The organism is Streptomyces sp. NPDC046866 (genome assembly GCF_040704625.1).
Lineage (GTDB): Bacteria > Actinomycetota > Actinomycetes > Streptomycetales > Streptomycetaceae > Streptomyces.
This window is the reverse complement of the sequence record NZ_JBEYXN010000037.1, coordinates 39,598-45,825: the sequence shown is the minus strand read 5'-3', so window position 1 is coordinate 45,825 and position 6,228 is coordinate 39,598. Positions and strand designations below refer to the sequence as shown.

Sequence of the window (6,228 nt, the reverse complement as noted above, 5' to 3'; positions counted from 1 at the left end):
GCGCGGACCGGAAAAGGGCATGGCGAAGAGGGCCGCTGACGGCCATATTCATCAACCTCCCTGCACCGGAGTCGTGTTCGCGCGGGCTCGCGCCGGGGCGACCGTAACAGACCGAACACCGAGCCCTCCCGCCCGCCCCCCGCAAACAGCCGCCTGTCGAGCCGGCAGGCTGCCGGGCGTTGGCCGGCGACGTGTTCCTCGGCGGCCGCAAGCGTGAACGACCGGCCGCTGCCGGTCCGTTCCATCACGGGCAACGCCTGCCGGGCGATGCCGACGACTTCCAGGCGGCGCTCGCCGGCTCCCGTGAGCCAGGGCCGCCCTTCGGTGACCCGGGCCCACGTCGCGGTGCGGCGGTTCAGCGCAGGCAGCCCCGCAGCCCGGCGAGGTCGACGTGTTCCAGGGAGGCCGCGAAGGACCGCGCCCGGGAGGCGGCGACCTCCAGCAGGGACGGCACCACCAGCACCGCGCAGCCCGCGGCCTCGGCCGAGGCCGCGCCGTCCGGGGAGTCCTCGACGGCCACGCAGGCCCCCGGTGCGGCGCCGAGCCGGGCGGCGGCCGCCCGGTAGGGGTCCGGGTGGGGCTTGGTGCGCGGAGTGTCGTCGGCGGAGAGGGTGAACGCGAACGGGACATGGGCCAGCGCCCCGCCGGCCACGGCGTCGACGACCAGCCGGGGCGAGGCGCTGACCAGGGCGAACGGCACGTTCTGCGTGGCCAGTACGGCCAGGAGCCGGTCGGCGCCGGGCCGGAGCGGGGCCCCGGCCGCCACCCGGCGGAAGAACCGCCCGGTGAGCTCCTCGGCCACCCGGTGCGGGTCTCCCGCGCCCGAGACCCGCACCAGGTGGGCGGCGGTGTCGGCCACGGCCCGGCCGACGACCTCGGGGGCGTCCGCACCGCCGAGGGCGTGGCCGAGCCCGGCCGCGACCTCCTCGGTGGCCTGCCACCACAGGACCTCGGTGTCGACGAGGGTGCCGTCCATGTCGAAGAAGACGGCGGCCAGGGCGCTCATCCGGCGCTCCGGGCCACCACGAGCACGGGCCGCTCGACCAGGCCGACGGCGGCCCGCGCACCCGGTACCAGGTCCGCTGCGTCCCGCGAGGGCACGTCGGCCTTGACGGAGGCGGTCATCCCGGGCAGTTCGAGCTGGAGCCGGGTCACGGCGCCGAGGAAGGAGGCGGCGAGGACGGTGGCCGTGCCCTGCGGGTCGGCGGCTGCGGTGACGTTCTCGGGGCGCACCAGCACCTCCACCTCCCGCGTCCCCTGAGGGAGCGGCCCGTCGACGGGCAGCCGGGCACCCGCGGCGGCCACCTCCACGAGGCCCGCGTCGGTGAGCCGGCCGGGCAGCCGGTTCATGGTGCCGACGAACTCGGCGACGAACGGAGTCGCGGGGCGCTCGTACAGCTCGGCCGGGGCCGCGCACTGCTCCAGCCGGCCGGCGCCGATGACGGCGACGCGGTCGGCCATCGACAGCGCCTCCTCCTGGTCGTGGGTGACGAACACGGTGGTGATGCCCAGGGCCAGCTGGAGCCGGCGGATCTCCTCGCGCAGGGTGGCCCGTACCTTGGCATCGAGGGCCGACAGCGGCTCGTCGAGCAGCAGGACCCGCGGGCGCAGGGCCAGCGCGCGGGCGAGGGCGACGCGCTGCTGCTGGCCGCCGGACATCTGGTGCGGGAAGCGGTCGCCGTGCTCGGGCAGGCCGACCAGGTCCAGGAGCTCGGCGGCGCGTTCACGGCGCTGCGCCGCACCGACGCCCCGAACGCGCAGGCCGAAGGCCACGTTGTCGCGGGCGTTGAGGTGGGGGAAGAGGCTGTACGACTGGAAGACCATCCCGATGTCGCGGCGGTTGGCGGGGACGCGGGTGACGTCCTCGCCGTCGATCAGGACCTCGCCGGCGTCGGGCTGCTCGAAGCCGGCGAGAATGCGCAGGGCGGTGGTCTTGCCGCAGCCGGAGGGGCCGAGCAGGGCGAGGAGTTCGCCGGGCTCGACGGTCAGGTCGAGGCCGTCGAGGGCGGTGGTGGAGCCGAACGCCCGGTGCAGTCCGCGGAAGACGACTCGCGCGCCCGCGGCGGTGGCCGCACCGTCCGCGCCGTCCGCGCAGTGTGCGCCGTCCGCGAGGTCCTCGGTGGGCTTGGGGTCCGCGGGGCCGCCGGGCTTCCGGGCCGCGGGAAGGGTGGTGGGCATGGGGGTCAGGACTCCTTGCGGGAGGTGGCGGGCGTACGGGGTGCGGCGGACACCGCGGAGGGGGTGGTCCCGACCCGCGAGAGGACGAGCAGCAGCAGCCAGGTGACGAGGAGGCTGAGGATCGAGACGGCGACCGACATCCGGGCGTGCGCGCCGGAGAGGGAGACGATCCACACGGCGAACGGCTGGAAGCCCAGCAGCGAGGCGATGGTGAACTCGCCGAGGACCAGGGCCAGCGTGAGGAACGCGGCGCCGGCCAGGGAGGCCCGCAGATTGGGCAGCAGGACCCGCAGGACCACGTACGCCCAGTTCGCGCCGCAGCTGCGGGCGGCCTCGACCAGTGTGGGCACGTCGACGGCGCGCAGGCCGGCGTCGAGGGAGCGGTGGACGAAGGGCAGCGCCAGCACCGTGTACGCGAGGATCAGCACGACGGGGAAGTCGGGGTCCTGGACGGCCAGGAAGGTCTGGTAGAGCGGGGTCCGCGACAGGTGGTCGGGGCCCCACCGCAGCACGGTGGTGATCCCGGTGACCAGCGCGATGGGCGGCACGACCAGCGGAAGCGTGCACACCACCTCGACGACCGGCCGCAGCCGCGGCGCACCGAGTCGTACGGCGATCAGCGCCGGCACCGTGAGCAGCAGGGACAGGGCGATGGTGGCGGCGGCGAGGCCGAGGGAGAGCAGCAGGCTCGGAGTGAACCCGTCGGCGGAGAGCAGCTGGGTGTACGCCCCGAAGTCGATGCCCTGACCGGGCACGTGCACGGTGAAGACGAAGGACGCGAGGAGGGGGAGGAGGAAGTAGGCGGCCGCGGGCAGGAGCACGGCGACGCGCCAGGGGCGTGGTGTCATCGCAGCCATCGGGCGCTCCGTCGCTGGAGGGGGAGGTGGACGGCCATCACGAGGCCGGCGATCAGGATCATGTCGAGGCCGAGGGCGAGCGCCACGTTTTCCTGGCCGGTCAGCACGTTGCCGGACAGCGCGTCGGCGATCTTGAGCGTGACGAGCGGGACGGAGCCGCCGACGAGTGCGGCGGCCGTGGCGTGCGCGGCGAAGGCGGTCCCGAAGAGCAGCACGAAGCCGCCGAGGAGGGTGGGCGCGAGGACGGGCAGGCCGACGAGGCGCCAGTACTGCCAGGCCGTGGCCCCGTGGGTGCGGGCGGCCTCGCGCCACTGGGGGCGCAGTCCGTCCAGTGCGGGAACGGTGACGAGCACCATCAGCGGGATCAGGAAGTAGAGGTAGACCACGGCGAGGCCGGTGAAGGAGTACAGGTTCCAGCCGAGGGCGGTGAGGTCGGCGAGCTGGGTGACCACGCCGGAGATGCCGACGGTGGCGATGAACGCGAACGCGAGGGGTACGCCGCCGAAGTTGGCGAGCACCCCCGAGGCGGTCAGCGTGGCGTTGCGCAGGGCCGTCGAGCGGGAGGTGACGACGGCCTGCGCGATCAGCACGCCGAGCACGGTGGCGATCAGCGCGGTGAGGGCGGAGAGCTGGACGCTGCCGAGGAGCGAGGTGAGGTACGGGCCCTGGAGGGAGCGCGCGAGGTGTTCGGCGGTGGGGCGGGTGGCGCCGTCGGCCGGGTCGGTGCGGGTGACCGCGCCGAAGGCCATGGCGCCGAGCGGGAGGCCGAAGCAGACCCCGGTGAAGGCGAGCAGCGGAAGGGCGGCGAGCCAGGTGCGCGGGCCGCGTCGGCGGCGCCGGTCTCCGCGGCCGGAGGCAGGGGCCGAGGCGGTGGAGGCAAGGGCCCGAGCGGCGGGGGCAGGGGCCGGGGCGGAGGTGCCGGGCCCGCCGCCGGCGGCGGTGTCGGGCATGCCGCCGGCGGTGTCCTCCGCGTGGGGAGTGGGGGCGGGGGTGGACATCAGGAGAGGGCCTTGTCCCACTTCTCGGCGAGGGTGGCCTTGGCCTTGTCCAGCTCCGCGGAGGCGGGGAAGGCCGGCGTGCCCTGGATCTGCGGCAGCTTGGCGGCGGCGTCCTTGTCGGCGGTGCCGTCCTGCGTCATGGCGGGCAGCAGCACCGGGCGGGCGTGGCCCTTCAGCCACAGGTTCTGGCCCTCGGTGCTGTACAGGAACTCCATCCACAGGCGGGCGGCCGCCGGGTGGGGGGCCTCCTTGTTGACGGCCTGCGAGTAGTACTGGGCGTAGACGCCGTCGGCGGGGACGGCGACCTTCCAGTCGACGCCCTTGTCCTTGAACTGCTCGGCGTAGCCGGCGTTGAGGTAGTCCCAGTCGATGGAGATGGGCGTCTCGCCCTTCTCGACGGTGGCCGGGGTGGACTCGACCGGGATGAGGTTGCCGCTCTTGCGCAGCTGCCCGAAGAAGTCGATGCCGGGCTGGATGTCGGCGAAGGAGCCCTTGTTGGCGAGGGCTGCCGCGTAGACGCCGCCGAAGGCCGAGCCGGACTTGGTGGGGTTGCCGTTGAGGGCGACCTTGCCCTTGTACTCGGGCTTGAGCAGGTCGGCGAAGGTCTGCGGGCAGGTGGCGATCTTCGCCGCGTCGCAGCCGATCGAGACGTAGCCGCCGTAGTCGTTGTACCAGCGGCCGTCGGCGTCCTTCTGGGCGGCGGGGATCTTGTCCCAGGCGGTGACCTTGTACGGGGCGAACAGGTTCTCGCCGGCGCCGCTGCGCGCGAAGGCGATGCCGAGGTCGAGGACGTCGGGGGCGCGGTCCTGGCCCTTGCGGGACTTCACGGCGGCGATCTCGTCGGAGCTGGAGGCGTCCGGGTTCTCGCTGGTGAGCTTGATCTTGTACTTGGCCTCGAACGCCTTGATGATCTCGCCGTAGTTGGCCCAGTCAGGCGGCAGCGCGATGACGTTGAGCTTGCCCTCCTTCTGCGCGGCCGCGACGAGGGCGTCCATGCCGCCGAAGTCGGAGGCGGAGGCGGCGGCGCCCGGCCGGGCCGCGGCCTTGCCGCCGGCCGGGGCGCCGGCCGACTGGTCGGGGGCGGCGCCGCACGCGCCCAGCGTGGTGAGGACGGCGGCGCCGAGCAGGGCGGTGGCGCCGCGGCGGGCGGCGGAGGAGGAACGGAGCACGGTCTCTCCCGGAGACGTTCAGCGGATTCAGCGGTCTACTTGTCTGAACAAGTGACCCCAGTTCGCCCGGTCTCACCGTACGGACGGTGAACGGCGGCTGGACCGCGGGGCACGGCTCGACGAAGACCGGGGAATGACCGAAAGAAGCCGTGACAAACGGGCCGGAGATGATCTTCTGGACCCCGCCCCGCCTAGGCTGGCGGAGCACACCGACGCCAAGGGGGACACGGCATGGGCACGGCCCGCTATCTCGAGATCGCCGAGGCGCTGCGCTCGGAGATCCTGTCCGGTGCGTACGGGGTGGGGGCCCAACTGCCCTCCGAGAGCGACCTCGCCGCCCGCTGGTCCGCCTCGCGCGGCACCGTCCGCCAGGCGGTCGCCACCCTCGCCGCCGAGGGCCTGATCGGCTCCCGCCAGGGGGCCCGCAGGATCGTCCTGCGCCACGAGCGGCGGCACAGCTTCGGCGAGTTGAACAGTTTCGCCCAGTGGGCCGAGGGCATCGGGCACGAGGTCACCAGCCGCTTCCTGGCGCGCACCCGCAGGCCGGCCACCCCGGAGGAGGCGGAGCGGCTCGCCCTGCCCGCCGGCACCGAGGTCCTCGCGGTGCTTCGGCTGCGACTCCTCGACGGGGAGCCCACGATGGTGGAGCGGACGGCGTACGCGGACTGGGCCGCGCCGGCGGTCGAGGCCCTGCCGGAGGACTGCCGCTCGGTCATGGACAGCCTCGCGCACGGCTCCGGGATCGTCGCCCACTACGGCGAGCACCTCATCGACGCCCTGCCGGCCGGGAGCGAGGACGCCCGGCTGCTGGAGATCCGGCGCGGCAGCCCGCTGCTGCGCCAGCGGCATGTCTCGGCCACCGCCACCGGGCGGCCGATCGAGTGGGGCGACGACCGCTACCGGGCCGGCAGCGTCACCTTCAGTGTGAGCAACTCAGCGGTAGCAACGCCGTTGGAGCGCCGCACCGGGGACGGCTGACGGGTCACTCCCGCGGTTGACGATCGCCCACAGGCCTGGCCGGAGGCG

Annotated in this window: 6 protein-coding genes; 1 reads left to right on the top strand and 5 read right to left on the bottom strand. The window is 74.2% G+C overall.

Annotated elements, in window-relative coordinates; all coding sequences use genetic code 11:
* Positions 1-355 precede the first annotated feature (355 nt).
* Genes AB0953_RS32880 through AB0953_RS32860 form a run of 5 tightly spaced genes read right to left on the bottom strand, consistent with a single transcriptional unit; the run spans position 356 to position 5,160 of the window.
* A complete protein-coding gene (locus tag AB0953_RS32880) occupies positions 356-1,006 on the bottom strand; it encodes an HAD family phosphatase (RefSeq protein ID WP_366863243.1) in 651 nt (216 codons plus the stop codon).
* Positions 1,003-2,178: an ABC transporter ATP-binding protein gene (locus AB0953_RS32875; RefSeq protein ID WP_366863242.1), complete on the bottom strand. Its 1,176-nt coding sequence runs from the start codon at positions 2,176-2,178 to the stop codon at positions 1,003-1,005. The genes AB0953_RS32880 and AB0953_RS32875 overlap by 4 nt, the downstream gene beginning before the upstream one ends.
* A gap of 5 nt (positions 2,179-2,183) precedes the next feature.
* Positions 2,184-3,035: an ABC transporter permease subunit gene (locus AB0953_RS32870; protein ID WP_366863241.1), complete on the bottom strand. Its 852-nt coding sequence runs from the start codon at positions 3,033-3,035 to the stop codon at positions 2,184-2,186.
* Entirely contained in the window at positions 3,023-4,033 is a 1,011-nt protein-coding gene (locus tag AB0953_RS32865) for an ABC transporter permease subunit (protein WP_366863240.1), read from the bottom strand. Before AB0953_RS32865 ends, AB0953_RS32870 begins: the two co-directional genes overlap by 13 nt.
* A complete protein-coding gene (locus AB0953_RS32860; protein ID WP_366863245.1) occupies positions 4,033-5,160 on the bottom strand; it encodes an extracellular solute-binding protein in 1,128 nt (375 codons plus the stop codon). Before AB0953_RS32860 ends, AB0953_RS32865 begins: the two co-directional genes overlap by 1 nt.
* Before the next feature lie 273 nt (positions 5,161-5,433).
* On the opposite strand from AB0953_RS32860, the gene AB0953_RS32855 reads away from it, so the two are divergent.
* Entirely contained in the window at positions 5,434-6,180 is a 747-nt protein-coding gene (locus AB0953_RS32855) for a GntR family transcriptional regulator (RefSeq protein WP_366863239.1), read from the top strand.
* The last annotated feature ends 48 nt before the right edge of the window (positions 6,181-6,228 follow it).